The sequence below is a fragment of the Primorskyibacter flagellatus genome (genome assembly GCF_014638275.1).
Lineage (GTDB): Bacteria > Pseudomonadota > Alphaproteobacteria > Rhodobacterales > Rhodobacteraceae > Pseudooceanicola > Pseudooceanicola flagellatus_A.
This window is the reverse complement of record NZ_BMFJ01000004.1, coordinates 16,640-43,137: the sequence shown is the minus strand read 5'-3', so window position 1 is coordinate 43,137 and position 26,498 is coordinate 16,640. Positions and strand designations below refer to the sequence as shown.

Sequence of the window (26,498 nt, the reverse complement as noted above, 5' to 3'; positions counted from 1 at the left end):
TCTCGGTCAATACAACAAACCGGAGAGCCCGCGCATCGAGGCCGCGATGGCGGTGCCGGTCAGAACCATGATCGCAATGCGGCGATACCCGATGTCACCCAGGCTTAGAAACAGCCGGTGGCCGACCCATGTGCCGCCGATCGTCACGGGTATCAGGCACAGGGCCATGCCAACTGTATGGACGGTGACGGCGCCGCCCCAGACCAGGCCCGGGACGGTCAACACCGATGTCGCGAAGAAGAAGATGATGAGCGAGACGCGCACCCGTGCCGACGGCATGTCGCTGTTCAGCAGGTACGCCACGACCGGCGGCCCCGGCATCGCCGCGAAACCGCCGAAGACGCCGGAGACCGCCCCTACGACAACGCCGAGCATCGGGTCCGGCGGTTTCGGAGCTGTCGTCGGCGATCGCAGCATGAGCACCAATCCGGCGACGATCAGCGCTGCAATTGCCAGACGGGCGACAGCAGGATCGACCCAAAGCAGTAGCAGGACACCAATCGGTGTTCCCAGGACCGCCCTTGTGCCAAGCCGGGCCAGAATGGCCCCGTCCCATTCACCCTTGTGGGTCAGGAGATCGCGCAGTCCGATCGCCGCCTGGACCAGCACGGTCAGCGCCACGGCCTGTACGGGTTCCAGGACAAGCGACAGCAGAGGCACAGCAGTGAGTGCGAAGCCGAAGCCGGTGAGGCCGCGCAGAACCGCGGATGCGAGGACGATCAGGGCAATCGCGACCGCGTCCGTCAGCAGTGGAAATTGGGGCATGCCGAACCCTCGTGTCGGGTTGTGTCACATGGCAAAGACGATCGTCTTCTTCCGGGTGAAGTTTTCCAGCATCGCCTCGAGCGTCGCCTCTTTCCCGAGCCCGGAGACCCCGAATCCGCCATAGCTGAGGTTGGGCTGGATCGTCAGGTTCTGGTTCACCTGTACATATCCGGCGTTCAGGCGCCGTGTCGCGTCCAGCGCCGTGGAGAGGCTGTCCGTCCAGACCGTCGCCGCGAGCCCGTAGGGCGACGCATTGGCCGCTGCCAGAACCTCCTCGTAATCGTCCCACTTGCTGATGACGCAGACGGGGCCGAAGATTTCCTCGCAGGCCGCCGGGTTGTCGGCGGGAAGGTCGAGGATCAGTGTCGGCTGCATGAACAGATCGGGCGCCACCGGACCGGGTTCGGGCAGAGTGCCGAGCCGCAGGATCCGCGCGCCGGGGGACGCCTCTGCCAGTTTCACGTAGCGCTCGATCGTTGCCTTCTGGCGGGTGTTGATGATCGTTCCGACGTCGGTAGCTTCGTCCAGCGGATCTCCGATCCGGAGGGTTTCAAGCCGGCCGCACAGGTCCGAGACGAAGGCGTCGTAAAGGCTGGCGTGCACGTAGATGCGGGACGCGGCCGTGCAGCTCTGGCCCTGCCGGGTAAAGCGCATCCCGGCAATCGCGCCGGCAACGGCGCGGTCGAGTTCGGCGTCCCCACAGACGATCATCGGGCTCTTGCCGCCAAGTTCGAGCGAGACCGGAACGATACGTTTCGCACCTTCGCCATAGACCTTGCGGCCGGCGGCCTCGGACCCGGTGAAGGTAATCTTGGCCACGTCGGGATGCGCGGTGAGCGCCGTACCGCAGGACGGCCCCTCGCCCACGATGACGTTGACCACACCGGCCGGAAGGAACCTGTTCAGGATGACCGCGCAGGCAAGTGTGGCAAACGGCGCTTCTTCGGAGGCTTTCACGACCACGGTATTCCCGGCCACCAGGGCCGGAGCGATCTTGAGCATGGTCAGGACCAGCGGGACATTCCAGGGCACGATGGCCGCGACGACGCCGAGTGGTTCGCGGGTCGTCGTGGCAAATACGGAGGGGTCGAAGGGTACGGTTTCGCCCTTCAGCTCCGGCGCAAGGCCGCCGTAGAATTCCAGCAGGTCGGCGGCCACGGCCAGTTCGCCCCGGCATTCCGTGGCCAGCGCCTTGCCGGTTTCGCGCGCCAGAAGCCGGGCGATGGCTTCGGAACAGGCGGTTATTTCGCGCGCGGCTTTGGCCAAAAGCCGTCCGCGCTGTCTGGCGTTTGTCGTGGCCCAGTGGGGCAGCGCCGCGCGGGCCGCCCCGACCGCTGCGGCCACCTCGTCTTCGCCCGACGCCGGCGTGCCGGCCAGCCGCCGCATCTGCGCCGGTTCCATCACGTCCAGCGTGGCAGGTCCGGGGGTCAGATCCCCGTCGATCAGGTTGCGGTCAGCCACGCGGGCAAGCCAGTCCTCCGCAGAGAGGTCATCGAAGGGGCGCGACGGGATGATGTCTGATGTTTCCATGCCGCCAGTTTGCAGACCGCCCGCCGCCCAGACAGATCCAGCCGGTTCCAAAGCATGGGTCCAGGCTGCTCAGCCCGCGCGGAGGTCGTTCACGGCGCGGGCGATTTCGCCGATACCGGGCGCGATGAGGCCGGTCGGAATAGCGCTGATTCCGAGCCGGATGTATCTGCCGTTCAGCTCGGCTGCGACAAAGGGATCACCGGTTTCCATCAGAACGCTCCGCCGGGCGGCGCTGGAAATCAGACTGTTGGCATCCACATCCGGGGGACATGTCAGCCAGAGCCCGGTGCCGCCCAGGCTCTGGCCGGGGCCGAAATCCGGCAGGTGCGTCGCGACACACTCCGCCGCGACCCTGCGCCGTTCCGTCAGGGTTTGGCGCATCGCCCGGACCATGCCCTGATAATGACCGTTGGCCAGCAATAGCGCCACGGTCCGCTGGTTGTTCATCGGCGCCGAGCGATGCATCAGCCGTCGCATGGCCCGTGCCTCGGCAATCAGTCGCGGCGCGGCCACGACGTAGCCGATCCGGACGCCCGGAGAGAGCACCTTGGACATGGTCCCGACATAGATCACGCGGCCCGTGTGGTCGATCGACCTGAGCGCGGGCGGCGTATCGTGCGACCGCAGCTCTCCCTCGTAATCGTCTTCGACGATCAGGAAGTTGCTGGCATCGGCAAGCGACAGGAGCCGCGCCCGGCGATCGTCGGACAGGCTCACCATCGTGGGGCATTGGTGTGCCGGGGTGACGAAAAGCAGCGACGCCTGGGCCAGCACCGCCTCGGCCCCTGCGTCCAGTCGAAGCCCCTCGCCGTCCACAGGCAGGCCCATGACGCGGGCCCGCTGCGCCGCAAAGATATTCCGGGCGTCCGGATAGCCCGGATCTTCCATCGCGACCGTGCTCCCGGGACCAAGCAGAAGCTGCGAGAGGATGTAGATGCCCTCCTGCGATCCCAGTGTGACCATCACCTCCTCGGGCCGGACGAAGATCCCGCGCTGCGGAAGGACGTGACGGCACAGCTGATCCACCAGCATCGGGTCATCCTCCACAGCCCGGTCAGGGGCCCAGAAGTCGATGGCAGACCGGCCAAGCGCATCACGCGAACAGGCGCGCCACCTGTCGACCGGGAACAGCGCGCGGTCGACCTGACCGTAAATGAACGGATACCGGTAACTCTGCCAGTCGTGTGGCTTGGTGATGTGGCGCATCTGCGAGGGGACGGTCTTCAGATGCCTGTCCCACGCGGGCTGCCGGGTTGGTCCGTGGACGCCGGACGGGACATGCCGGTCCGCCGGAGGGGCGGGCCGGGCGACGAAGAAACCGAGCCGTTCGCGCGCATCGAGATACCCGAGCGAAACAAGCTCTTCATATGCAGCGGTGACCGTGTTCCGACCGATGCCGAGGCTGCGGGCAAGGCTGCGGGTGGCGGGCATGCGCTGGCCCTGACCGAGCGTGCCCGCCACGATGGCCCTGACCAGCGACTGCCGGATCCACGCCTGAAGCGGCACCCCCGGCGCGCGGGGCGGGAAAAGCGTGCTGGCCGCCACGGCCTGACCGGCGCCGCCATCGACATGTATCGGAACCGCTTCGGGGCTAGGCATGACCCGTCACTTCGGTCAGCGCCTCGTCCAGTGTCGCGACGATCCTGTCGATTTCATCCGGTCCCGCAATCAGGGCCGGAGCCAGGCAGAGAGTATTGTTGAACCCCGGAATCGACCTGTTCGTCATCCCGATCAGGACACCCCGACGATCACAGGCCGCCACGACCTGGGACACCATACCTTCCTCCATCGGTGTCCGGCTGGCACGATCCGCGACAAGCTCCGCCCCGGCAAACAGGCCGAGCCCGCGTACGTCCCCGATGCACTCATGCCTGTCCATGAGCGTTTCGAGCCCGGTCATCAGACGGGCCCCCATGACCCTGACGTTGTCCAGAAGGCCTTCGTCCTCGATTATCCGCATGGTCTCGATCGCGGCGGCCGGACCGGCGGTGCAGCCCCCGAAGGTGGAGATGTCGCGAAAATGGTCGAGCGGATCCGAGGCATCGGACCGGAACATGTCGAAGACGGCTTCGGTCGTGACGCAGCAGGCGATGGCCGCGTAACCGCTGGCGACCCCCTTGGCCATGGTCACGATATCCGGCTGCACGCCGAAGTTCTGATATCCGAACCATTCCCCGGTCCGGCCAAGCCCGCAGACCACCTCGTCGATATGCAGGAGGATATCGTACCTGCGGCAGATCTCCTGAACCCGCGCCCAGTATCCCTCGGGCGGAACGATGACGCCGCCGCCTGCCGTCACCGGTTCCAGGCACAGTGCGCCCACGGTGTCGGGTCCCTCACGCAGGATCACCTCTTCGATCGCGTCCGCGGCCCGGAGACCATAGTCCGGCCCGTCCCACTGACGCCGGTATTCCAGGCAATGCGGCACCGCGACGAAGCCCGGCGCAAACGGGCCGTAGTGCGACGCCCGCTGTTCCTGCCCGCAGGCCGACAGCGTGCCGATGGTGGTGCCGTGGTAGTCGCGTTCGCGAAAGAGGATCTTGTGTTTGCGGCCGTCGGACCGTTTTTCGGCAATCTGGCGGACCATCTTGAACGCCTTCTCGTTCGCCTCGCTGCCTGAATTCGTGTAATAGACCCGCGCCAGCCCCGGCATCCGTTCGATCAGCATCTCCGCATAGCGGGCGGCGGGCACCGTGCCGGCGCTTCCCGCGAAGTAGGCCATCCGCACTACCTGTTCCTTGATCGCCTCACCGATGCTGTCGCGTCCATAGCCGAGGTTCACGGTCCAGACGCCTCCGGACACCGCATCGAGGAATTCGGTGCCATTCTGGTCCCAGACCCGCATCCCTTCCCCCCGGACGATGACCCGAGGGTCCCTGATGTCGAGTTGACGGTGCTGGAAGAGGTGGTGCCAGACGTGAGCCCGGTCTGCGTCCACGAGGCGGCGGATGTCGTTGTCGTACATGGGGTGTCCTCTGTGTTTGTGGTGCCGCAAAGGAAGACGGGCCAATGGCTGGCGACCAAGTGCCAGAGCGCACCATACTCCGGGACCAGTCGAATTCAGGTGTGGTGGTGCGGGAGAACCGAATCCCGGGACGTTTGCCGAGGGCGGACCGCGGGCCGAAGCTAGGGGCAAATCGCCCGGCAAAACAGCGCGGAGATGAATCCAATTTCGTCTATAGATGGTGCCATTTACCGAGCTGGAAACTCGAATATCATGTAGTCTACCCTTATTTTATTGAGCATTATGTCCGAGTCCCCTGATCTCAATCTTCGATATATAACATGTCAGTTGTTGATTTTGATCGGGCGCATTGCTCACCTTGTGTTCGAAACCGGCAGGCAAGGACCCCGTGGTGAACGACGACACCCCCCATGAAGATCAGGTTGATGAGCGCAGCGTGAGCGGTCTGGCCGAAACCGACCCGGACGGCGCACCGCACCTCAATCTCGAGGTGTTCCGCAACACGACGCTGACCGAACAGGTCTACGCCAATCTGCGGCGCGGCATGTTGATGGGCGTCTGGAAACCCGATCAGCGCATGTCGGCGCGGCAGCTGTCGCGCACCATGAACGTCAGCCCGACCCCGGTCCGTGAAGCCATGATGCGTCTGGTGAACGAAGGCGCGCTTGAGATGACGGCGACGCGGGAATTCCGGACGCCGAAACTGTCCCGCGACGCCTATGCCGAGATCACGCGGATGCGGATGGCCCTCGAACCGATGGCCGCCGAACTTGCCGCCCCGATCATTTCCGAAGCCGAGATCGCGACCCTGATCCGCGCAAACGAAAGCCTGGAACAGGCAGTGTCGGCCGAGAAGTTCGACGTGGCGCTGGAGTTCGACACGGAATTCCACCTCGGGCTCTACGCCGCTGCCAGGCAGCCGCTTCTCCTCTCGACCATCAACGCCCTTTTGCTGCGGGCCGGCCCGACACGCACGCGGCTGTCCGGGGAATACCGCAAGTCGCGGACAGGCCTGGGACACCACAAGAACATCATCACCGCCCTGAGATCGCGGGATGGCCAGGCCGCCCGGGACGAGATCGCGGCGGACCTTCAGGACGGATCGCGGGTCATCCTCGCGGTGCTGGACGAATGAAGACGAACCAACGGACGCAGGACAGAATGACACGACAGCCCTTTCCCGAAACCGGCCGCGACTGGAGCGACCTCCGCTCCGAGATGCAGGCGCTCAAGACAGGCGATGTCGATTGGCAGAACGGTCGCGTCCCGCTGTATGTCTTCCGCAGCGACCAGACCACCTATGACGTCGGCAAGCAGGCGTTCTTCGACTTCTTCTCCGAAAACGCGCTCGGCCGGAACCGGGCCTTTCCGAGCATCCGGAAGATGGAGCGCGATGTCCTGGATTTCGGTCTCAGCCTTATGTCCGCGCCCGATGACGCGGACGGGGCGTTCACCACAGGGGGAAGCGAAAGCATCCTCGTCGCAATGAAGATGGCCCGCGAGAAGAAGCGCGCCGGCAAGGCGACCGGCGATGGCCGGATGAACATCGTGGCGGCGACAACCGTGCATCCCGCCTTCGACAAGGCTGCCGACCTGATGGACATGGAGGTGCGGCGCGGTGCCATTTCGGAGGACGGGCGCGCGGATCCGGCCACCCTGCGGGCGCTGATCGATGGCAATACCGTCGCTATCGTCGGTTCGGCCCCCTGTTTTCCGCACGGCGTCGTGGACCCGATTGCCGCGCTCAGCGATCTCGCGCTGGAAACCGGCATATGGCTTCATGTCGACGCCTGCGTCGGCGGGTGGATGGCCCCGTTCTTCACCATGAACGGCCGCGCCACACCGACGTTCGACTTTCGCCATCCCGGCGTGCGGTCGATTTCGGCCGATCTGCACAAGTTCGGGTTCTGCCCCAAGCCCGCGTCCACGGTATTCGCCCGCGACGGTGAGGATCTGGCGCGCGCCTCCTTCGTTTCGGGTCCATGGCCCAATGGCCGGTTCGAAACCTCGACCCTTGTGGGCACCCGGCCCGGCGGGGCGGTGGCGGCGGCCTGGGCGGTGCTCCACCACCTCGGGGTGGAGGGGTATCGCGACATCGCCCGACGGCTGGCGGAAATGACCGATGCCTACGTGGCCGGGATCGAGGCCGTCCCCGGGCTGAAGATGCATGCCGTGCCCGACCTGTCGATCATCAACTTCGGGTCGGACGAGGTCGATATCTTTGCGGTTGCCGACGAGATGTCGCGCGGCGGCTGGCTGCCGGGTCTGACGAATGCGCCGCGCGGCATGCACGCGATGATGTCGCTGTTCCACGACCCCGCACGCGACGATTACCTGACCGACCTGCGGCGTGCCGTCGAGGTGGTCCGAAAGGATCACCGACAGACCAGCACCCAGGCCACCTATTGACCGCCAAACACCGGATACGGAGACAACCATGCCCCGCAAGGTTCTGATTGCCCTCATCAAAAGCGAATCCAACGGGTTCAGCAAGATGACCACGCCGCTGTCCGCGTTCGGATCGCAGAACCGCATCCTGCGCGGTCCCGAGATGATCGAAAGATACCGTGGCACCAATCTGGAACCCGGCGGATTCATCGAAGTGGCCGAGGCCGAGGGCTGGCAACTCGTCCCCTCCATCGCCGCCTTCGCAAGCTCCTCGGGGCCGGTCGAGGGCGCCGCGCTCGAAGCGCTCTGCGACATGCTGATCGAGGATCTGACCGCCGCGATGCCGGTGGACGGTGTGCTGCTGGCGCTGCACGGATCGATGATGTCGGAAACCTGCATGGACACCGAGCGGGAAATCGTCCGCCGGGTGCGTGCCGTGGTCGGACCAACCGTGCCGGTTCTCGTCTCGCTCGATCCGCACTGCAACATCTCGCACGAGATGGCGGCGGACGTTCAGGGCATGTACGCCTTCCGCACCTCGCCGCATGTCGACCAGCGCCGCACCGGGATCGTGACGGCCCGGATGCTGGCCGAAAACTTCCGGCGCGGCGCCCTGTCGCGTTGTGTCCTGGCCCGCCGCCGGATGCTGATCGGCTTCGACGGCGCCCGCACCTACCACGACCACGGCCCGTTCCACGAGGCCATCGCGCTTGCCAAGACGTTCGAAGCGGATCCGGAGATCCTCAGGGTGTCGATCCATGCCGGGTATTCCAAGGCGGATTGCCCGATGGTCGGCCCCTCCGCTGCCGTGACCGGCTTCGCGCCCGAGGAGAAGCTGCGCGAGGTCGCGGAGACCATGATGGACGAATGCTGGCGCACCCGGAACGAAACCTCCGAGGCTGTGGTATCCATGGAAGCCGCCCGCAGGGCGCTGGCCGAACGCCGGCCCGGCGACAGGCCCGTCGTGCTGGGCGACTACGGCGATGCGCCCGGTGGCGGCGCGCACGGGGACGGTACCGCGCTGCTCTCGCTTCTGCTTGAGACCGGCGCGAAGAATGCGGTCGTCGTTCCGATGTACGACCCCGAAGCAGCACTGGCGTTCTACACAGCCGGCGAGGGCGCAACGCTCACCCTGCCCCTCGGCGGCAAATACGACCCGGTCCGCGGCGGGGGCCCGGTCGAACGGGACTGGACGGTGAAGCGCATCTCGGACGGAAAATTCGCCTTCACCGGGCCCTACGGCACCGGCACACGCGGCAGCTTTGGCGAGAGCGCGCTGATCGAATCCGACGGTGTCATGGTGATCGTCACCTCCCTGCACCGCAGCGTCTACGACAAGGAACAGCTCAGGATCTACGGCATCGAACCCGAGAAGATGGACGTGCTGGTGATCAAGACGATGCAGGGCCATCGCGCCGATTTCCAGCCGATCGCGGGCGTGTGCCTCGACGTGGACAGCGGCGGCATCACCAGCCCGGACCCCCTGCTTTTCGACTGGAAGCACGTGCCGCGTCCGATCTGGCCCATGGACGCCGAAGTGACCGGCTGAAGAAACCCAACCAAACCGCAGCCCGCATCTGCGGTGTCATGCGAGAGAGCCTGGCGAAACAGGCCGCACCCAACCAACAGAGGAGAACTCCTGATGAACCTGAAGTTCGCAAGCCCGCTCGCCATCGCCGTCGCGCTGTCGACCGGAATCCCCGCGCTGCATGCCGAAACGCCGTCCGATACCTTTGTCATCGTGCGCGAAATCTCATCCATCGCCGAATGGGACCCGGCTGTTTCGCAGATCCTCGACGTCGCCCTGATCAACGGGGACGTGTATGACAGCCTCGTCGGCTTCGATCCGCGCAACCCGGACACCCTGGGCGGCATGCTGGCGGAAAGCTGGTCGGTGTCGGAAGACGGCATGACGATCACCTTCAAGATGCGCGAAGGCGTGACGTTCCACAGCGGCAACCCCGTGACCTCGGCCGACCCGCTGTTCAGTTTCCGCCGTCTCATGCTGATCGGGCGGGAACCGTCGTCGAACATGCGCGCGCTTGGCTACTCTGCCGAAAACATCGACGACTACCTGAGCGCCCCGGATCCCCAGACCTTCGTGATGAAGCTGCCGAACAAGCTTGCCCCGACGATGGTCATCAACATGCTGACCTCCTCGGCCTTTTCGGTCGTCGACAGCGAACTGGTGAAATCCCATGAGGTCGACGGCGATTTCGGCGCCAAGTGGCTGTCCGGGCGCGCCGACGGCGAAGCCTCTGCCGGCAGCGGTCCCTTCATGATCGATACTTTCCGCCCGCAGTCGCTGGTCATGCTGAGCGCCAACGAGGACTACTGGCGTTTCAAGCCCGCGATGAAGCGGGTCATTTACCGCCACGTCCCCGAGGCCGGCACGCAGCGGCTGCTGATCGAAAAGGGCGATGCCGATCTGGCCTTCAACATCACCGCCACCGATGCCGCCGCGATGGCGGGCGCCGAAGGCGTGAAGGTCGAATACCGGCCGTCCAAGAAGATTTTGTACTTCGGCTTCAACCGGATGATCGAACCCTTTGACGATCCGCGGGTGGTCAAGGCGATGCGCTATCTCGTGGATTACGAGGGGCTGAGCAATTCGATCATGAAGGACATCGGCACGGTCCATCAGACCTTCGTGCCGGCGGGCTTCCTGGGCGCGGTGACTGAAACGCCGTTTTCGCTGGCTGTGGAAAAGGCCAAGGCGCTTCTTGCGGAGGCCGGCTATCCGGACGGTTTCGAATTCACCTTTACCGCCTACAACCGCAAGCCCGAGATGGACCTTGCCACCAGTTTCCAGGCAACCGCCGCCCAGGCCGGGGTGAAGGTCGACGTCGTCAACGCACCGGTGTCGCAGACCATTCCCCTCTACCGCGACCAGAAGCTTCAGGCCCTTCAGCTGTCCTACACGGCGGGCTACCTCGATCCGAATGCGACGGCGTCGAAGTTCACCTTCAACCCCGGTGCCATGCCCGGCGCCGACCGGGAAGCGAAATGGCCCTCGGAGATGACCTACCGGCTTGGCTGGTATCCCGAGGACCTGAGCGAGAAGACCGCCGCCGCCGCGCAGGAGCTAGACGAAACCAAGCGCACCAAGATGTACGAAGAGCTGCAGAAGGCGGCGTGGGAGGACAGCCCCTTCGTCTTCCTGTTCCAGGCCACGCAGCAGCTGGCCATGCGCGACAATGTCGAGGGCGTCTTCTATGACACGCGCGGTTCAAGCTTCGCGTCCGTCACCAAGAAGTAGGGGCTGACAGGTGACCCGTTCGACCAAAGCAGGCCGGATCGCGCTCAAGCAGGGGGCCACGATCGCGGCCACCTTCCTGGGGCTGGTCCTGGTGACGTTCCTGATCGGGCGGGTCATGCCACTGGACCCGGTCACGGCGGCTGTCGGGCCAGACGTCTCGCAAGAGATTTACGACGCCGTAAAGGAGGAGATGGGCCTGAACAAACCGCTCCTGATCCAGCTTCTGGATTACATTGGCCAGGTGCTGCGCGGCGATTTCGGCGTCTCCTTCTCAACCAACCAACCGGTCATCCGCGACATCGCGCGGGTGTTTCCTGCAACCGTCGAACTGGCGGCTGCCGGCGTGCTGATCGGAACCCTCATCGGGGTGCCGCTTGGCGTGCTGGCCGCTGTCAAGCGCGGCACCGCGATTGACGGGGCGGTCCGCGTCGTCACGCTGGTCGGCCACTCGGCCCCCGTGTTCTGGAAGGGGCTGATACTTCTCGTCGTCTTCTACGCCGCGCTGGACTGGGCCAATGGCCCCGGGCGTCTGTCGGTATATTACGAGGGGGTGGTGCCGACACGGACCGGGCTGATCGTCATCGACGCGATCCTCGCCCGCGAATGGGACGTGATGCGGGACGCCCTCGGCCATCTTGCCCTGCCGGCCTTCAGTCTCGGCTACGGCGCTGCGGCCTATATCGGGCGGATGACGCGGAGTTTCATGCTGGACCAGCTCCGGCAGGAATACGTTTCGGTCGCCCGGGTGAAAGGGCTGAGCGAATTCCGCGTGGTCTTTACCGAGGTCCTGCCGAACTGCGCGGTACAGCTTGTCACCACGATCGCCCTGACCTTCGGCCTGCTGCTGGAGGGGGCGGTGCTGACGGAAACTGTCTTCGCCTGGCCGGGGCTGGGCCAGTACATGACCAAGGCCATGTTCAATGCGGACATGAACGCCGTGCTCGGAGGAACCCTCGTCATCGGCGTGATCTTCGTCGCGCTGAACCTCGGCTCTGACCTGCTGTACCGCATTCTCGACCCGAGGACACGCACATGACCGATATTTCCACCGGGGCTTTCGAGCGGATCCGCACCGGCCTGCCGTCTTCGCCCGGAGAGGCGCGACTGGCGCAGGCCTGGCGCGGATGGCAGCTGCTTCGGGCCAGCCCCGCGGCCCTGACCGGCCTGGCCATTATCCTCGCCCTGCTGCTGGTCGCCCTGTTCGCACCCCAGCTTGCACCCGAGACGCCCTATGGCCAGGCGCTTGACCGGCAGCTTGTCCCGCCGTCCTGGGACCATCCCTTCGGCACCGACGAATTCGGCCGCGACGTACTGAGCCGGGTGATCAATGGCGCGCGCTACACGCTGTACATCGTCGTGCTGGTCGCGGTGATCGCGGCCCCCGTCGGTCTGCTGGTCGGCGCAAGCTCGGGCTACCTCGGCGGGTGGATCGACACCCTGTTCATGCGGATCACCGATATCGCCCTGGCGTTTCCCCGGCTGATCCTCGCGCTGGCCTTCGTCACCGCGTTCGGACCCGGCCTGAACAACGCGATCATCGCCATCGCCCTGACAGGCTGGCCGCCCTACGTCCGCATCGCCCGGGCCGAGGCGCTGACCATGCGCAAATCCGACTACATCGCCGCGGTAGAGCTCATGGGGGCCAGCAGGCTGCGCATCATTCTGGTGCATGTCGTGCCGCTCTGCCTGCCGTCCCTTTTCGTGCGGATGACGCTGGACATGGCCGGGGTCATCCTGATTGCGGCGGGGCTCGGGTTTCTCGGGCTCGGCGCGCAACCGCCCGCGGCGGAATGGGGGGTCATGCTGTCGAACGGCAAGGAATACCTGCTTTCCGGTTGGTGGGTCGCGACCTTTCCCGGGCTGGCCATCTTTTTCGTCTGCATGGGCTTCAACCTTCTGGGTGACGGCCTGCGCGACATACTCGACCCCCGGCACGAGGCCTGAGATGCAGGATCACCTTCTCGACATCCGGAACCTTCGCGTCACCTTCGCGACGCCCGCCGGGCCGAATGAGGCGCTGCGCGGCGTGTCCTTCGCCATGGGCCGGGAAAAGATCGGCATCGTCGGGGAATCCGGATCCGGCAAATCCCTCACGGGAAAATCGATCCTTGGCCTGACCCCCGGGAGGGCCAGCGTTACGGCCGACCGTCTGATGTTCGACGGGCAGGACATGCTCACCATGCCGCCCCGTCAGCTTCGCCAGATACGCGGACGCCGGATCGGTCTGGTGATGCAGGACCCGAAGTATTGCCTCAACCCGGTCAAGACCGTGGGCCGCCAGATCGCCACCGCGGCGATTGCGGGCCGCGGCATGACGATGGCCGCGGCGCGGGCAGAGACCGTGCGTGTGCTGCGGGCGGTCCAGATTTCCGACCCCGAGCGGGTGATGCGCGCCTACCCGCACGAAGTTTCGGGCGGCATGGCGCAAAGGATCATGCTGGCCATGATGGTCGTCTGTGAACCAGACCTGCTGATCGCGGATGAACCGACCTCCGCGCTGGACGTGACGGTGCAGCTTGAGGTGCTCGCCCTGCTCGACCAGCTGATCACCGCGCGGGGCATGGGCTTGATCTTCATCAGCCACGACCTGCGTCTGGTGTCGCAGTTCTGCGACCGGGTCATCGTGATGTACGCCGGACGGATCGTGGAATCCCTTGCCGCGAACCAGCTGCACAACGCGCAGCATCCCTATACGCGCGGGCTGATGAACTGTCTGCCCGCGATCGACCACAAGCCGGGGCAGCGCCTGCCTGTCCTGAAACGAGAGGCCTCATGGATAACGGAATGACCCAAGCCCCTCTCAGCGTCGCTGGCCTTGGTGTCGAATTCAGCGACTTCCGGGCCGTCCGCGATGTGTCTTTCGACGTGCGGCATGGCGAGAGTTTCGGCCTTGTCGGGGAATCCGGATCCGGCAAGTCCACGATCCTGCGCGCCATCGGCGGGCTGGCCCCGATCAGCCACGGCACCGTGCGGTTCCGCGGAGAGCCGGTGCGTGCGACGCGCAGCCGGGCCTTCCGACGCGCCGTCCAGATGGTGTTTCAGGATCCCTACGGATCCCTGCACCCCCGCCAGACGGTCGAACGGCAGCTGTCCGAACCCATCCGTATCCTGGGGCTGGACGACCGGATGGACCGGATCCGCCAGGCCATCGAACAGGTCGGTCTGAACGCGAGCTTCCTTTACCGTTTCCCGCACCAGTTGTCCGGCGGTCAGCGGCAACGCATCGCGATCGCCCGCGCCCTACTGGTGCAGCCCGAAATCCTTCTGCTGGATGAACCGACCTCGGCGCTCGACGTCTCGGTTCAGGCCGAGGTGCTGAACCTGCTGATGGACCTGCGAGAGACGAGGGGTCTGACCTACCTCTTCGTGAGCCATGACCTCGCCGTGGTTGGTGCGATGTGCGAGCGCATTCTTGTGATGCGCAACGGGGAGGCCGTGGAGCTTCTGACCGGCGATCAGATGCGCAGCGGTCGCGTCAGCACGGATTACGCCCGGCAGTTGCTTCGGGCGAGCGAGGGCTATCAGCCCGGTATCACGCGCCGCGAAGCAGGTTGACGGCGCGGGCCAGCGCCGCGATCCCCGAAACGATCCGCTCTGTCCGGATCGCGGCGTAGCCAAGCCGGAAGTAGCGCGCGCCCCGGGCCGGGTCGGCGAAGAACACGCCGCCCGGCTCGATCAGCACGCCCTCGGCCTGCGCCAGCGGCAGGAGCCGCTGACTGTCCTGTCCGTCCGGCAGCGCGATCCAGAAGCTGTGCGACCCCGGACCATGCACCGCGGTGCAATCGGGCATGGCAAGCGGGAGTTCGTGGCGGATCAGTTCGGCCCGTTCCGCCAGGATCGGGCGTATCCGGCGCAGATGTGCATCGTGGTGGCCAAGCGACAGGAAGCTGGCGAGTATGCGCTGATCGCTCAGCGGCGGATGCCGGATGGACATGCGCCTGAGCGCCCGGAGCTCCGCGATGATGTCGGGGGCCGCAACCATGAAGCCGCCGCGAATGCCCGGCGCAAGGCTCTTGGAAAAGGATCCGACGTGAACGACCTGCCCGACCGCGTCCAGCGTCTTGAGCGGCGGCGGCGCATCTTCGGAGCGGTGATCCCAGTCGTAGGAGTCTTCGACAAGGACCGTCCCCGACAGGGCAGCCTGTTCCAGAAAACGCCGCCGTCGGTCCAGCGGCATCACGGCGTTTGTCGGGCAGTGCTGACCGGGTGTCAGAAAGGCGATGTCGCATCGCAGCAGGGCGGCATCCGGTATGGCCCCCTGCCCGTCGACCGGCAGCGGCGCAAGCTCGCTCGCGAACTGGGCGGCCATGTTGCGCACGTCGGTGTAGCCCGGATCCTCGATCCCCGCGACCCGCCCGCCGGTCAGGTAGAGCTGCGCGAGCAGCGACAGGGCCTGCTGCGCCCCGAGTGTGATGAGCACCTCGTCGCGGCCTGCACGGATGCCGCGTTCGGCAAGCACATGCAGGCGGACCGCCTCGACCAGGGCGTCGTCATCGGCATCGATCACGTCCTGCGACCAGATGGAGGTCTCTGCCATGCTCCAGGCCGCGCGGGAACTCTCGCGCCACCCGTTGACCGGAAAGAGCTCGGGATCGACCTGCCCCGATATGAAGGGATACCGATAGCTTTGCCAGTCGCGGGGTTTGTTCACCTGCCGCATCAGCGACGGCATGATCGCCGGACGACGCACCCAGGACTGGGCCGGCTGCGGCCTGTCCACCGCGGCACGGACAGGCGGTGACTGGGCGACGTAGACACCGGACCCGTGCCGCGCCTCGAGCAGGCCATCCTGAACCAGCGTATTGTACGCCAGCGTCACGGTGTTGCGCGAGATGTCGAGCCATGCCGCGAGCTTCCTCGACGCCGGCAGCCGCATTCCGGTGGCGAGGTCGCCGCGCCGGATGGCCGTGACGAGCCGCGAACGCAACTCGCGCTGCAGACCTCCGGCAGGTGTGCTGTCAGGACGCAGGTCGAGCAGAGTACGCCAGGCCGCCTCGTTCATAGCAGGTGCATTCCGAAAATAGTCGAACCGGTGCCACTGTGCGGCAATCCGCTGCGTTCCACCAGTTTCGCGGTGCGATTTGGTCGCGCTGCGGGGCAGAACGCACAGTGGAAATCGCTTGCCGCCGCGACGTGGTGTTTCCGGCCCCGGCTTTTGCGTCAGGCTCAGCCGCGCGGCGAGAATAACTCGGTTTAACGGCTTCCCCGGACCGTTAGTTTGGCGGCACGGTACAGGGGGGCGGGAATGGATTCAGGCGAAACAGACACGATCCGGAAGGATCTCGCTACCGCATTGGGGGCGGGCGCGGTTCTGGCGGACAGAAATGACCTCGGCCGCTACCTGACCGACTGGAAGGGCACGACAACCGGCAGGGCCATCGCGGTTGTCAGACCCGCCACCGTCGAAGACGTCGTGACCATCGTCCGCTTTGCAAGGTCGCGCGACCTGTCTCTCGTGCCCCAGGGCGGCAACACCGGACTTGCCGCCGGCGCAGTGCCGCTGAACGAGGGGCGCAGCATCGTCGTTTCGACGGAGCGGCTGAACAGGATCACCGACATCGACCGGGTCGGCATGTCCGTGAGCGCCGAGGCCGGCGTCGTGATCGACACCCTGCGGGATGCCCTGAAACAGGTTGGCCGCGATCTGCCCATTTCGTTCGGGGGAAGCGGTACCGCAACCGTCGGGGGGGTCGTGTCGACCAATGCCGGGGGTGCAAATGTCCTGCGATACGGCATGACCGGCCAGATGGTTCTGGGGTTGCAGGCCGTCACGATGCAGGGTTCGGTCGTCGGCACCACCATCCCGCTGCACAAGAACAACGCCGGGATGAACTGGCCCGCCCTGCTGGTCGGCGCGGAGGGTACCCTGGCAATCGTCACCTCGGCCACCCTCCGGATCCAGACCCTCGCCGCGCATACGGCGACGGCCATGCTTTCCGTGCCCGATGTGTCCATGGCGATGACGCTGCTCGAACTGGCCCGGGACTGGATCGGCGAATGCCTCTCCGCCTTCGAGATCATGTCGGGCGAAGCGCTTGACCGTGTTCTCGATCTCACCGGGCGGAGCATGCCGATCGACCGCTCGGGCTGGGTCCTGCTGATCCAGGCAGAGAGCGTCTCCGGCGGCGTGACGGATGTGTTTGGCGACTACATGGAGCACATCTTTTCCGAAGGTCTGGTCATGGACGGTGCAATGGCGAGCTCACAGCAGCAGGCACAGGACATGTGGGCCCTGCGCGAGAGCCTTGCGGAGGCGGAAAAGGCCGCCGGTCCTTCGGCAAAACACGACATTTCAGTACCGATCAGCAGCCTTCCCCGCTTCGTCGCGGCGGTGCGGGACGCGATCACGGCTTACGATCCGAACCTGAAGCTGCATGTCTTCGGCCACGTTGGAGACGGCAACCTGCACTACAACGTCATCGGCGTGACAAAGGAGTCCACTGTTGCGGTCAACCGGCTCGTCCACGACATGGTCACCGAATTCGGCGGTTCCATTTCGGCCGAGCATGGCATCGGGCAATACCGGCTGGATGAGGCATATCGCCTTCTGCCGCCGGAAGAGTTGAAGTTGCAGGAACGGATCAAGTCTCTCTTCGACCCGGATTACCGGCTGAACCCCGGCAAGCTGGTGCGGCGTCCCTGAAAAATCCTGCACGCTGGACCGCGGCCTCCCCTGTCGCGGGAAGGCAGCGGCCCGTTGTTTCAGGCGAAGTACTGGTCGTAGATCCCGATCCATCTTTCCAGATGTTCGGCCACCATGTTCGGCGTGAGGGTGAAGGCCTTGTAGTCCTTGTCCGGATCACGTTCGTCAGGGTGTGCCGGGTTGTATTGACCTGCCAGAAGCACCCTCTGCCCCTCGGGCGAGGAGATGAAGTTGATCAGCAGCTTTCCCGCATTCGGGTTGGGCGCTTTCTTCATCAGGTACAGGGGGTCGATCGTATTGAGGACCGCCGGGCTGATGGACAGGAACCGGACCGGCGCACCGGCCTCCTGAATCATCAGAACGTGGTGGGAAAAGATCTGCAGGCCAAGCGGGTATTCCCCCGCCGCGATCTTGTCGAGCACGCCTTTCTGGTTGGTCGGCACGTTGACGATGTCCTGATCCGACAGACGCTTCAGGAACTCCATCCCCTTGTCTTCGCCCATGATGCCAAGCACGGCGCAGATGAATCCCGGAGGTCCGCTCTGCTGCATTGCGGCGGCCCATGCGATGTTGCCCTTCCACTTCGGGTTCAGCAGGTCCTCGTAAGTTTTCGGCGCGTCGGCTTCGCTGACCATGTCGGTATTGCAGGCCGGGCCGGTATAGTTGATTTCCTGCGCGATCCAGTACCCGTCCGGGTCGACCATCGCCTCTGGATAGGTCGGTGCGGAGTCGGGCAGGAACCTGGCCACCTCGTCCCGCTTGCGCATCGCCTGCAGGGTGGTCGACCCGTGGTAGACGTCGGCCTCAAGCTTGTCGGCGTCCAGTTCGCCGCTGACCCGGATCAGCAGGTCGCCGACCTTGCCGGTAATGGTGTTCACCTTGATGCCCGGATACTTCGCCTCGAATGCGGCGACCATCGGCCGGACGGCCGGGTTCACGACGAGGGTCGTGTACCAGTTCACCTCGCCTTCCTTAATCGCTGCTTCGACCAGCGCCTGTTCCTGCGCAAGGGTCAGTTTCGGTACCGCCGTGACCAGTCCGGCCGCCGCTGCCGTATTCAGAAAATGTCTTCTGTCCAACTTCAGTCATCCCGTTTGGACGCAGACAGCCATACCCGCAGGCCATACGCCGGGGATGGCGTGCAGTAAGGTCGGGCCGTCTGCCAAGGTCTGAGATCGCGGAAAATATACGCCGAAGGTTCCGGTGTCCGGGGGGCCGGTCTCCTCCGCCCTGGCCCGGCCGCACATCTCTCCGGGATGGTTGACGAGGCGCCTACCCCGGTCAAACGAGGAAAACGTGAATTTGTCATGAGTTTTTTGAAACGCGGTGCTATCCGGCGGTCCGGAAACGGAAAACCGGAGCCGGGGATCGCCCGGCTCCGGTCCGTCGCCATGCCCGGCCGGGTCAGCCGAGGTTGCGTTCCCAGAGGCCGAACAGCCGCGTCCAGACGAGTTCGGCTGCGACCGGGTTGTAATGGCCCCGTTCGGGAAAGCAGAACCCGTGTTCCGTATCCGTCAGCCATTCGACCTGATGTTTCACACCGGCATCTTCCATCGCCCTGGTAAAGATCTCGACCTTGTCGCGGGGGCTGGCGGGATCGTGGTCGGCAAAGCCGAAATAGACCTCCGCCTCGACCTTGCCGATCCAGAGATGCGGCGACTGCTCAAGCTCGTTGACCAGGCGCACGCCGTAAAGCGACCCGGCCGCCTTGATCCGGTCCGGATAGGCCGCCGCCGCCCAGGTGATGAACGGCCCGCCCATGCAGTAGCCGACGCAGCCGACCGGGCCTTCCTTCACCTGCGCCTGCGCATCGCCATAGGCAATCGCCGCGCCGGTGTCGTCGATGATCTGTTCGCGGTTCATGGCGTGCTGGATGCAGGCCTTGACCACGGCGGACATCGTCTCCTCACGCCGGGGAAGGTCGAAGCGGACCGTGCCGATGCGGTAGTAGAGGTCCGGCATCAGCACATAGTAGCCCTGTTTGGCGATGCGCCGCGCCATGTTCTTCAGCTCTTCCCGGTAGCCGGGGGCGTCCATGTAGAACAGGATCAGCGGCCACTGTCCCTGTTCGTCCGGGCAGACCGCGAAGGTGGTCATCCGGCCATGCCGCGTGGTGATGGATACTTCGCGCTCGAACATCAGTCTGCCTCCTTCAGGCGGGCGCCATGCTGCTTGCGTCCGTCATGGTCGACATACTCAAGTTTGATCCTGCGGCCAATCAGCGACGACCCCGGCACCGGATCGAGCAGGTTGGTCACGATGATCGGACCTTCGTCCAGTCGCACGGCCATGGCGTTGTAGGGCGGCGGGAAATCGTCGAAATACTTCCGGTGGAAGATCACCCAGGACATCACCGTCCCCTCGCCCGTGACAGGACGCCATTCGGAGTCCATCGACAGGCAGGACGGACAGATCGGCGCAGGGGGATAGCGGCAGGTGTCGCAGTCCGAGCAGAACTGAAGCTTCAGCGCGCCCTCTTCGATGCTCTGCCACATCGGCAGGTCGGTCAGCGCCTGGATCGGAATGGATTTGCCCATCTCTACCTCCCGTAGATGATCGAAACGGCCTTGCCGGCCACGTCTGAACTGTAGTGCACATAATTGCAGCCGGGCACCTGTCGCGCACCGCACTGGCCTCGGAGCTGCCGGACCGCTTCGACCTGATGCGCCCAGCCCTGCATGTAGCTTTCCGACAGATGCCCGCCCGAGGTGTTGACCGGCAGGCGTCCGCCAAGCCTGTGATGCCCTTCCTCGAGGAACTGCCCGGCCCCGCCCGGCGGACAATAGCCATAGCCTTCCAGAGCCAGCGGAATGTGACAGGAGAAACTGTCGTAGACCTGCGCGGAAGACATGTCCTCCGGTCCGACCCCGGCCATGTTGAACACCTGCTCGGCCACCTTCTGCTGCGCGGGCAGGTAATAGTCGGTCAGGCGCGGCTCCAGGCTCGTTGCGCCGCTGTTGAGGTCATAGCGGCCGACCCCGTGGATCATCACCGGATCGGGGCGGATGGACTTCGCCCGCTCTGCCTCCGCGATGATGAGGGCAACGCCGCCGTCGTTTATGAGACAGTAGTCGAACAGGTGCAGCGGTTCGCAGACGAACCGGGAGTCGAGGTAATCCTGCGTCGTGATCCTTTCCTGCATGACCGCGCCGGGGTTCAGCGACGCGGCCTCGCGCTGCGCGACCGCGACCTGGCCAAGCTGGGCCGAGGTCAGACCGGTTTCCTCCATGTAGCGCTGGAACATCATCGCATAGAGGGCGCCCTGCGAGGTGAAGCCCCATGGAGCGTGGTAGACATAGCTCAGAAAGGATTGCCCCCCCGCTGCGTTGGAGCCGCCGTAGTTGACCTTTCCGCTACGCTGGTTGTTGCCGTAGACCAGCGCGACGACCTCTGCCAGGCCGGACTTGATCGCCATGCAGGCCTGGATGACACCAAGCATCGCGTCGGCCTGCCCGCCCCATCTCGTATCAAGGCCAAGCACCTCGCCCATACGTTCGTAGGGGGTGGTCGGGCCGACGATGAGACCGTCGATATCGTCGCGTTTCAGTCCTGAATCCGCCAGCGCCCGTTTGAACGCGAGCGAGGCCAGACCGATCCCGTCAAACCGCGCCGGTTCACCCTTTCGCTGCGCGGCATAATCCGCGCGCCAGTCCGTGTCGCCGACACCGACGACCCCCGCAACCTTATGTAATCCCTTGCTCAATTGGGTCCTCCTCCGGATATTCTCAGCCCTGGAAACTGATCGCCACCCTTTGCGTCCTGCTGCAGCGCGTCAAACGACCATAAATCGCGGGGCATATGAAAAATTCGATTCCGCGCGGCGGCTTACTTCTTGAGAAATCGCCGCATCAGGTCGTCGTAGCGCTCTGTTTCGTTCAGCCGGCGCATCAGGTCCTCCGGTGCTTCGGTTCCGTCTGCGGATGCGACGGCGGCAAGGCTCCGGTACGCGCCGCGCAGGGCGGCGGGCAGGGTGTCATGCGGCGTCAGGCAAAGCCGGACACCAAGGGCAGCGACATCGACGCCGGCCAGATCGCCCTTCTGTGCCGCGAGCATTAGCGGCAGGCCCGAGGCCTCTCGCACCGCCGTCAGCTGGTCCACCGTGCGTGCGCCGGTCAGAAAGATCGCATCCGCCCCGGCATCGGCAAAGGCGCGGGCACGGGCCGTCAGGTCGGCGGCATCCTGATACCGGGCGTCGGTCCGGGCGATGATGACCAGACCGGGGTCCTGCCGTGCCTCCAGCGCCGCCGACAGCTTGTCTCTCGCCTCGGCCAGGCCGATCAGCTTCGCGCCATTCTGTCCGTAGGCCAGCGGCAGCGCGGTATCTTCCAGGGTCAGCGCAGCGACACCCGCCGTCTCCAGTTCCTCGACGCAGCGCATGGCGTTCAGCGCATTGCCATACCCGTGGTCGGCATCCACCATCAGCGGCAGGGCGCCCGTCCGGCAGATCCGGCGGCACAGCCCGGCGAACTCGTCCAGCGTCAGCAATCCGTGGTCCGGCGAGCCGAGCACCGCCAGAGCAGCCACCGACCCGCCCAGCATTCCCGCCGGAAAGCCCAGTTCCGCAGCCATGCGTGCGGTCAGGGCGTCGTAGACCGAGGCCGGGCGGATGCAGTCGCCTGCCGATAGCATTGCGCGGAACCTCGCCCGTGCCTCGCCGGGTGTCAGGCGGCGAAGGTCAGGCATGCAGGGTCGCTCCGGTCCGGGCCTGTACGGTTTCCAGATCAAGGCCTTCGGACAGGGAGACGACATGCAGGCCGCCGTCGCGGATTTCGAACACGCCGAGTTCGGTATAGACACGGTCGACTGCGGCTGGCGCGGTCAGCGGATAGGTGCAGGTTTCGACCAGCTTGGGCTGTCCGTCCTTCGTCGTGTGGCGCATCAGGATCCATGTCCGTTTTGCGCCGACCGCGAGGTCCATGGCGCCACCGACGGCAGGCATGAGATCGCCGCTCGGGGTGGTCCAGTTCGCCAGATCGCCGGCCTGCGACACCTCGTACCCGCCCAGAACGCAGAGGTCGATGTGACCGCCGCGGATCATCGCGAAGCTGTCGGCGTGGTGGAACAATGACGCACCGGGTCGGAGCGTGACGGGCTTCTTGCCAGCGTTCACCAGCCACGGGTCGATTTCGTTGTCGCCGGGTGTCGGACCCATGCCGAGGATTCCGTTCTCGGAATGGAAGACGACCTCCCGTTCCTCGGTCACGTAGTTGGCGACCTCCGTCGGCAGACCGACGCCCAGGTTTACATACCAGGCGTCGTGAATGTCGTCGGCCAGCCGTTTGGCCATGCCTGCCGTGTCCAGGCCGATTGATGTGGGGGTTCCGGTCATCTGCGCCTCACGATGCTTTCTGCGCGCGCAGCAGGTCGTCCACGCGACTTTCCACCTGCACGACGCGGTTCACGAAGATTCCCGGCGTCACGACGGCATTCGGTTCAAGCCCGTCCCCGTCCACGATTTCCGACGCCTGCGCGATGGTCAGCTGCGCGGCCATGGACATGATTGGATTGAAGTTCCGGCTGGACCCCCGGTAGATCAGGTTGCCCCAACGATCCGCCTTCCAGGCCTCGACCAGGGCGACGTCGGCGGTCAGGCTGCGCTCCATGACATAGTGTCGCCCGTCGAATTCACGTGTCTCTTTACTCTCTGACAGCTTGGTCTGGTAACCGGTCGCCGTGAAGAAGGCGGGGATGCCCGCGCCGCCGCAGCGGATGCGTTCGGCCAGTGTGCCCTGTGGCACGATCTCGAGCTCGATCTTGCCGGCGGTGTAAAGCGACTTGAACACCTCGGACCCTTTCGGGAACGAGCAGATCATCTTGCGCACCAGCCCGCGGGCCATGAGATGCGAAATCCCGGTCTCCGCGCTCCACCCCGCGTTGTTGGCAATGATCGTCAGGTCACGCGGGCCGATCTCGGCAAGCGCGTCGACCAGGGCGTCGGGCTGTCCGACCGCGCCGAACCCGCCGATCATGACAGTCGCGCCGTCCCCGATCCCCTCAAGCGCCTCGGTCAGCGAGGCCACGCGCTTGTCGATCATGCGGCGGCCCCCACGACCTCGGCCCGGTTCTCCAGCAGGCCGAGCGTCCGTTCGGGACGGAACAGCAGATCGACCCGGCTGCCGCTGTCGAAATGCGCATCCGGGGCCTGGTGAACCTGAATGATCTCGTCCCCGACCTTCACGGAATAGCGCTCGATATTGCCCATGAAGCCGGAGGACACGACAGTCCCCGTCAGGCGGTTGCCACCTTCGGGATTGTCGGACCCCGCCGCCGCAAGCCGGATCACATCCGGGCGCATCGACACGGCGATGCGGTCTGTGCGGCGGACGGCATGGGGGAACCAGACGTCGAGAGTTTCTCCGGTGTCCAGCGCCACGGTACCGCGGCTGTCGGCGGGCTGATCCGCACTGAGCCGGGCGGACAGGAAGTTGGTCGCGCCCATGAAATTCGCCACGAAGGCGTTGGCCGGGCGGTCATAGACATCGCGCGGCGATCCCATCTGTTCCACCTGCCCCGCGTTGATGACGGCGATGACGTCCGACATCTCGAGCGCCTCGACCTGATCGTGCGTCACATAGATCGTGGTGATGCCGATCTGCTTCTGAAGGCGTTTCAGTTCGTTCCGCATCTCGTCCCGAAGCCGCGCGTCGAGGTTCGACAGCGGTTCGTCCAGAAGCAGCAGGCCGGGTTTTCGCACGATGGCGCGGGCCAGGGCGACGCGCTGCTGCTGGCCGCCGGAAAGCTGGGTCGCGGAACGGCTTTCGTATCCTGCCAGCCCCACGGTGGTGAGCGCCTGCGTCACCATCTGCCTGATCTCCTCGCCCGAAAGCTTCAGCTCCTTACGGACGCGCAGCGGGAAGGCGACGTTTTCGAAGACGGTCATGTGCGGCCAGATTGCGTAGGACTGGAAGACCATCCCGATGTTCCGCTTGTTGAGGGGGACGTGATCCCCCGCCTCTCCGTCGAAGAAGGTGGTGCCGCCGAGGGACAGGCGACCGACGTCCGGATGCTCCAGCCCCGCAAGACAGCGCAGCGTCGTGGTCTTGCCGCAGCCCGAGGGACCGAGCAGCGTGAAGAACGTACCGGGTTCGAGCGTGAAGCTGATCGGCTGGATGCCGCCGCCCGGTGTGCGGGACTTGGTCCAGTACAGTTTCGACAGACCGTCGACGACCAGAGTGAGGTTTTGCGAATCCATCAAAGAGTTCCTTGAGATTTCATATCGTTGCGCGACAGTGCCATCATGAGCGCTGCGCAGCAGGACATGGCGATTGTCCAGATGATCCCCAGTGCGGCGACCTCTCCGGCCTGCCCGTTGGTCCACTGGTCGAACATCGCGACGGCGACGGTCTTGGACCGCGATCCGGCCAGAAGGACGGCGATCGACAGCTCTTTCGCGGCGACGAGGAAGATGAACAGCCATCCCGCCAGCAGGGCCGGTGCGGTCAGCGGAAGCACGATCCGCCGGAAGGTGCCGGGCTGGGACGCACCCGAGACATTGGCCGCCTCCTCCAGTTCCCGGTGGATCTGCATCACCGCGGGCTGAGCGTAGCGCATGCCGTAGGGCAGGTACCGGATGATGAAGGCAATCGCGATCAGCCAGATCGACCCGTAAAGCCCGAAGGGGGTCCGCAGCGCCAGCTGGATCATCGCCACGCCCAGGACGATGCCTGGAAAGATGATCGGCAGGCTGGCAAGCTGGTTCAGCGGCCCGGATGCCGGCCATTTCCGAACCGACAGCCATGCGGCGACCGCGGTGACGGCGATGGCCACCGTGGCCGATATGGCCGCGACGAAGACAGTGTTCAGGGCAAGCTGCAGGTAGTAGCTGTCCGTCAGCACATGCACATAGTTCTCGAGCGTCAGGGTGCTGAACGCCTTCAGGCTGAAACCGCGCACGAAGGGCGTGACCGAATTCCACAGCACCGCCAGCACGGGCAGGGCCAGCACGAGCAGGAAGTTGAGGATGATGACGAAACCGCCGATCCAGCGGTACCGGCCAAGGTCGAAGGGACGCGGGCGGAAACCCTTGCCGGTGACGCTGGCAAAACGATCCGCATTCGCGGAAACCCTGCCGTAAAGGTAAAGCAGCGCCGACACGAAGAGGATCATCACGATGGCAAACGCGCTGGAATGGCCGAGGTCCGGCGGAACCCGGGTCATGCTGAGGTAGATGTCCGAGGTCAGCAGCTTGATACCCCCCGGCGTGCCAAGCAGGACCGGCACGTCGAAGGCCTCGATATTACGGATGAAGATGAAGATGGCGAGCCCGTAGAGCGCGGGTTTGGCCAGCGGCAGGGACACTCGCCAGACGGTGTCGAAGACGGACCCGCCGGACATGCGCGCGGCTTCCTCGAGGTCGGCGTTCTGGCGTTTGAACGTCGCGCCGCACAGCAGGAAGACCAGCGGAACCCAGAGCAGGCCCTCGACCAGCATCATGCCGGGAATGGAATAGACGTTGACCAGCGGCTGAAAGGATCCGGTGATCTCTTTCCACAACTGGTTCACCGGGCCTGCGCGCCCCAGAAGAAAGATCCAGGCGCTCACGTACAGGATCGCCGGTGTCCCGAGCGATACGATGGTGGTCACATAGGCCAGCCACTTGAACGGCGCGTTGGTCCGTTCGACGATCCAGGCGACGGTGGCGCCGATCAGCAGCGACACGACGGTCGCGCCCGCGGCGAAGAAGACGGAGTTGAAGGTGCTGATGTAAAGAAGCGGATCCTCGATCAGCTTCACGTAATTGATGAGTGAATAGGGTGCGGAGGCGTCCTCGTAGTTCACCAGGCTTGTCCGGAACAGCATGACGAGCGGCGGCAGGACGAGAAGGCACAGGATCGCCGTCATGATCAGCGAGGGCACCGAAGCGCGGAAGGCGCGGGGCCGCCGCCGTCGTGCGCGGGCGGGAGGGGGGTGCATGGCACCCCCGCTCCGGTTCATGGTGTCCTGCTGCG

Annotated in this window: 23 protein-coding genes; 9 read left to right on the top strand and 14 right to left on the bottom strand. The window is 65.1% G+C overall.

Going from position 1 to position 26,498, the window contains the following annotated elements; translation table 11 throughout:
• Window positions 1–6 precede the first annotated feature (6 nt).
• The 4 genes from IEV87_RS20835 to IEV87_RS20820 all read right to left on the bottom strand — a co-directional run bounded on the left by IEV87_RS20835 (window position 7) and on the right by IEV87_RS20820 (window position 5,260).
• Complete coding sequence (locus IEV87_RS20835; RefSeq protein WP_188479658.1) at window positions 7–765, bottom strand: sulfite exporter TauE/SafE family protein; 759 nt, start codon at window positions 763–765, stop codon at window positions 7–9.
• 24 nt (window positions 766–789) lie between these two features.
• On the bottom strand, window positions 790–2,295 hold the full coding sequence (locus IEV87_RS20830) for an aldehyde dehydrogenase family protein (protein ID WP_188479657.1): 1,506 nt from the start codon (window positions 2,293–2,295) through the stop codon (window positions 790–792).
• A gap of 69 nt (window positions 2,296–2,364) precedes the next feature.
• A complete protein-coding gene (pdxR, locus tag IEV87_RS20825) occupies window positions 2,365–3,894 on the bottom strand; it encodes a MocR-like pyridoxine biosynthesis transcription factor PdxR (RefSeq protein WP_188479656.1) in 1,530 nt (509 codons plus the stop codon).
• Entirely contained in the window at window positions 3,887–5,260 is a 1,374-nt protein-coding gene (locus tag IEV87_RS20820; protein ID WP_188479655.1) for an aminotransferase family protein, read from the bottom strand. Before IEV87_RS20820 ends, pdxR begins: the two co-directional genes overlap by 8 nt.
• A gap of 391 nt (window positions 5,261–5,651) precedes the next feature.
• Between IEV87_RS20820 and IEV87_RS20815 the strand changes: the two genes are divergently transcribed.
• The 8 genes from IEV87_RS20815 to IEV87_RS20780 all read left to right on the top strand — a co-directional run bounded on the left by IEV87_RS20815 (window position 5,652) and on the right by IEV87_RS20780 (window position 14,462).
• Window positions 5,652–6,395, top strand: coding sequence for a GntR family transcriptional regulator (locus IEV87_RS20815; RefSeq protein ID WP_188479654.1), 744 nt, complete (start codon window positions 5,652–5,654; stop codon window positions 6,393–6,395).
• 26 nt (window positions 6,396–6,421) lie between these two features.
• Complete coding sequence (locus IEV87_RS20810; protein ID WP_188479653.1) at window positions 6,422–7,669, top strand: pyridoxal phosphate-dependent decarboxylase family protein; 1,248 nt, start codon at window positions 6,422–6,424, stop codon at window positions 7,667–7,669.
• Between the two features lie 28 nt (window positions 7,670–7,697).
• Window positions 7,698–9,197: a M81 family metallopeptidase gene (locus IEV87_RS20805; protein ID WP_188479652.1), complete on the top strand. Its 1,500-nt coding sequence runs from the start codon at window positions 7,698–7,700 to the stop codon at window positions 9,195–9,197.
• A gap of 93 nt (window positions 9,198–9,290) precedes the next feature.
• Window positions 9,291–10,907 carry an ABC transporter substrate-binding protein gene (locus IEV87_RS20800; protein ID WP_188479651.1) on the top strand — a complete coding sequence of 539 codons (1,617 nt, stop codon included), beginning with the start codon at window positions 9,291–9,293 and terminating at the stop codon, window positions 10,905–10,907.
• A gap of 10 nt (window positions 10,908–10,917) precedes the next feature.
• Window positions 10,918–11,943, top strand: a complete 1,026-nt coding sequence (locus tag IEV87_RS20795; RefSeq protein ID WP_229737752.1) for an ABC transporter permease — start codon at window positions 10,918–10,920, stop codon at window positions 11,941–11,943.
• Complete coding sequence (locus tag IEV87_RS20790) at window positions 11,940–12,851, top strand: ABC transporter permease (RefSeq protein ID WP_188479650.1); 912 nt, start codon at window positions 11,940–11,942, stop codon at window positions 12,849–12,851. The genes IEV87_RS20795 and IEV87_RS20790 overlap by 4 nt, the downstream gene beginning before the upstream one ends.
• 1 nt (window position 12,852) lies before the next feature.
• Complete coding sequence (locus IEV87_RS20785) at window positions 12,853–13,695, top strand: ABC transporter ATP-binding protein (RefSeq protein ID WP_188479649.1); 843 nt, start codon at window positions 12,853–12,855, stop codon at window positions 13,693–13,695.
• Window positions 13,692–14,462: an ABC transporter ATP-binding protein gene (locus IEV87_RS20780; RefSeq protein ID WP_188479648.1), complete on the top strand. Its 771-nt coding sequence runs from the start codon at window positions 13,692–13,694 to the stop codon at window positions 14,460–14,462. The genes IEV87_RS20785 and IEV87_RS20780 overlap by 4 nt, the downstream gene beginning before the upstream one ends.
• On the opposite strand, the gene IEV87_RS20775 is transcribed toward IEV87_RS20780, so the two are convergent.
• Window positions 14,440–15,909 carry an aminotransferase-like domain-containing protein gene (locus tag IEV87_RS20775; protein WP_188479647.1) on the bottom strand — a complete coding sequence of 490 codons (1,470 nt, stop codon included), beginning with the start codon at window positions 15,907–15,909 and terminating at the stop codon, window positions 14,440–14,442. The genes IEV87_RS20780 and IEV87_RS20775 overlap by 23 nt on opposite strands.
• 243 nt (window positions 15,910–16,152) lie before the next feature.
• Here IEV87_RS20775 and IEV87_RS20770 point away from each other — a divergent pair, with 243 nt between their 5' ends.
• Window positions 16,153–17,550: an FAD-binding oxidoreductase gene (locus IEV87_RS20770; RefSeq protein ID WP_188479646.1), complete on the top strand. Its 1,398-nt coding sequence runs from the start codon at window positions 16,153–16,155 to the stop codon at window positions 17,548–17,550.
• A gap of 59 nt (window positions 17,551–17,609) precedes the next feature.
• Here the strand turns inward: IEV87_RS20770 and IEV87_RS20765 are convergent, their stop codons facing one another.
• From IEV87_RS20765 to IEV87_RS20725, 9 genes are all read right to left on the bottom strand, one after another.
• Entirely contained in the window at window positions 17,610–18,629 is a 1,020-nt protein-coding gene (locus IEV87_RS20765; RefSeq protein WP_188479645.1) for an ABC transporter substrate-binding protein, read from the bottom strand.
• Between the two features lie 325 nt (window positions 18,630–18,954).
• On the bottom strand, window positions 18,955–19,689 hold the full coding sequence (locus IEV87_RS20760) for a dienelactone hydrolase family protein (RefSeq protein ID WP_188479644.1): 735 nt from the start codon (window positions 19,687–19,689) through the stop codon (window positions 18,955–18,957).
• Window positions 19,689–20,087, bottom strand: a complete 399-nt coding sequence (locus IEV87_RS20755) for a Zn-ribbon domain-containing OB-fold protein (protein ID WP_188479643.1) — start codon at window positions 20,085–20,087, stop codon at window positions 19,689–19,691. Before IEV87_RS20755 ends, IEV87_RS20760 begins: the two co-directional genes overlap by 1 nt.
• A gap of 2 nt (window positions 20,088–20,089) precedes the next feature.
• A complete protein-coding gene (locus tag IEV87_RS20750; protein ID WP_229737751.1) occupies window positions 20,090–21,253 on the bottom strand; it encodes a thiolase family protein in 1,164 nt (387 codons plus the stop codon).
• 122 nt (window positions 21,254–21,375) lie between these two features.
• Window positions 21,376–22,233: an isocitrate lyase/PEP mutase family protein gene (locus IEV87_RS20745; protein WP_188479642.1), complete on the bottom strand. Its 858-nt coding sequence runs from the start codon at window positions 22,231–22,233 to the stop codon at window positions 21,376–21,378.
• Window positions 22,226–22,879 (bottom strand): 3-oxoacid CoA-transferase subunit B, encoded by a 654-nt coding sequence (locus IEV87_RS20740; RefSeq protein ID WP_229737750.1) that lies wholly within the window; start codon window positions 22,877–22,879, stop codon window positions 22,226–22,228. Before IEV87_RS20740 ends, IEV87_RS20745 begins: the two co-directional genes overlap by 8 nt.
• Before the next feature lie 7 nt (window positions 22,880–22,886).
• Complete coding sequence (locus tag IEV87_RS20735) at window positions 22,887–23,585, bottom strand: 3-oxoacid CoA-transferase subunit A (RefSeq protein WP_188479641.1); 699 nt, start codon at window positions 23,583–23,585, stop codon at window positions 22,887–22,889.
• Window positions 23,582–24,742 carry an ABC transporter ATP-binding protein gene (locus IEV87_RS20730; protein ID WP_188479640.1) on the bottom strand — a complete coding sequence of 387 codons (1,161 nt, stop codon included), beginning with the start codon at window positions 24,740–24,742 and terminating at the stop codon, window positions 23,582–23,584. Before IEV87_RS20730 ends, IEV87_RS20735 begins: the two co-directional genes overlap by 4 nt.
• Window positions 24,742–26,463, bottom strand: coding sequence for an ABC transporter permease (locus tag IEV87_RS20725; protein WP_229737749.1), 1,722 nt, complete (start codon window positions 26,461–26,463; stop codon window positions 24,742–24,744). The genes IEV87_RS20730 and IEV87_RS20725 overlap by 1 nt, the downstream gene beginning before the upstream one ends.
• Window positions 26,464–26,498 lie beyond the last annotated feature (35 nt).

What these genes read in the sequence shown, in the direction of transcription:
- IEV87_RS20835 (WP_188479658.1), bottom strand. Translation starts at nt 765, where the DNA reads ATGCCCCAATTTCCACTGCTGACGGACGCGGTCGCGATTGCCCTGATC.
- IEV87_RS20830 (WP_188479657.1), bottom strand. Translation starts at nt 2,295, where the DNA reads ATGGAAACATCAGACATCATCCCGTCGCGCCCCTTCGATGACCTCTCT.
- pdxR (WP_188479656.1), bottom strand. Translation starts at nt 3,894, where the DNA reads ATGCCTAGCCCCGAAGCGGTTCCGATACATGTCGATGGCGGCGCCGGT.
- IEV87_RS20820 (WP_188479655.1), bottom strand. Translation starts at nt 5,260, where the DNA reads ATGTACGACAACGACATCCGCCGCCTCGTGGACGCAGACCGGGCTCAC.
- IEV87_RS20810 (WP_188479653.1), top strand. Translation starts at nt 6,422, where the DNA reads ATGACACGACAGCCCTTTCCCGAAACCGGCCGCGACTGGAGCGACCTC.
- IEV87_RS20805 (WP_188479652.1), top strand. Translation starts at nt 7,698, where the DNA reads ATGCCCCGCAAGGTTCTGATTGCCCTCATCAAAAGCGAATCCAACGGG.
- IEV87_RS20800 (WP_188479651.1), top strand. Translation starts at nt 9,291, where the DNA reads ATGAACCTGAAGTTCGCAAGCCCGCTCGCCATCGCCGTCGCGCTGTCG.
- IEV87_RS20790 (WP_188479650.1), top strand. Translation starts at nt 11,940, where the DNA reads ATGACCGATATTTCCACCGGGGCTTTCGAGCGGATCCGCACCGGCCTG.
- IEV87_RS20785 (WP_188479649.1), top strand. Translation starts at nt 12,853, where the DNA reads ATGCAGGATCACCTTCTCGACATCCGGAACCTTCGCGTCACCTTCGCG.
- IEV87_RS20780 (WP_188479648.1), top strand. Translation starts at nt 13,692, where the DNA reads ATGACCCAAGCCCCTCTCAGCGTCGCTGGCCTTGGTGTCGAATTCAGC.
- IEV87_RS20775 (WP_188479647.1), bottom strand. Translation starts at nt 15,909, where the DNA reads ATGAACGAGGCGGCCTGGCGTACTCTGCTCGACCTGCGTCCTGACAGC.
- IEV87_RS20770 (WP_188479646.1), top strand. Translation starts at nt 16,153, where the DNA reads ATGGATTCAGGCGAAACAGACACGATCCGGAAGGATCTCGCTACCGCA.
- IEV87_RS20760 (WP_188479644.1), bottom strand. Translation starts at nt 19,689, where the DNA reads ATGTTCGAGCGCGAAGTATCCATCACCACGCGGCATGGCCGGATGACC.
- IEV87_RS20755 (WP_188479643.1), bottom strand. Translation starts at nt 20,087, where the DNA reads ATGGGCAAATCCATTCCGATCCAGGCGCTGACCGACCTGCCGATGTGG.
- IEV87_RS20745 (WP_188479642.1), bottom strand. Translation starts at nt 22,233, where the DNA reads ATGCCTGACCTTCGCCGCCTGACACCCGGCGAGGCACGGGCGAGGTTC.
- IEV87_RS20740 (WP_229737750.1), bottom strand. Translation starts at nt 22,879, where the DNA reads ATGACCGGAACCCCCACATCAATCGGCCTGGACACGGCAGGCATGGCC.
- IEV87_RS20735 (WP_188479641.1), bottom strand. Translation starts at nt 23,585, where the DNA reads ATGATCGACAAGCGCGTGGCCTCGCTGACCGAGGCGCTTGAGGGGATC.
- IEV87_RS20730 (WP_188479640.1), bottom strand. Translation starts at nt 24,742, where the DNA reads ATGGATTCGCAAAACCTCACTCTGGTCGTCGACGGTCTGTCGAAACTG.
- IEV87_RS20725 (WP_229737749.1), bottom strand. Translation starts at nt 26,463, where the DNA reads ATGCACCCCCCTCCCGCCCGCGCACGACGGCGGCGGCCCCGCGCCTTC.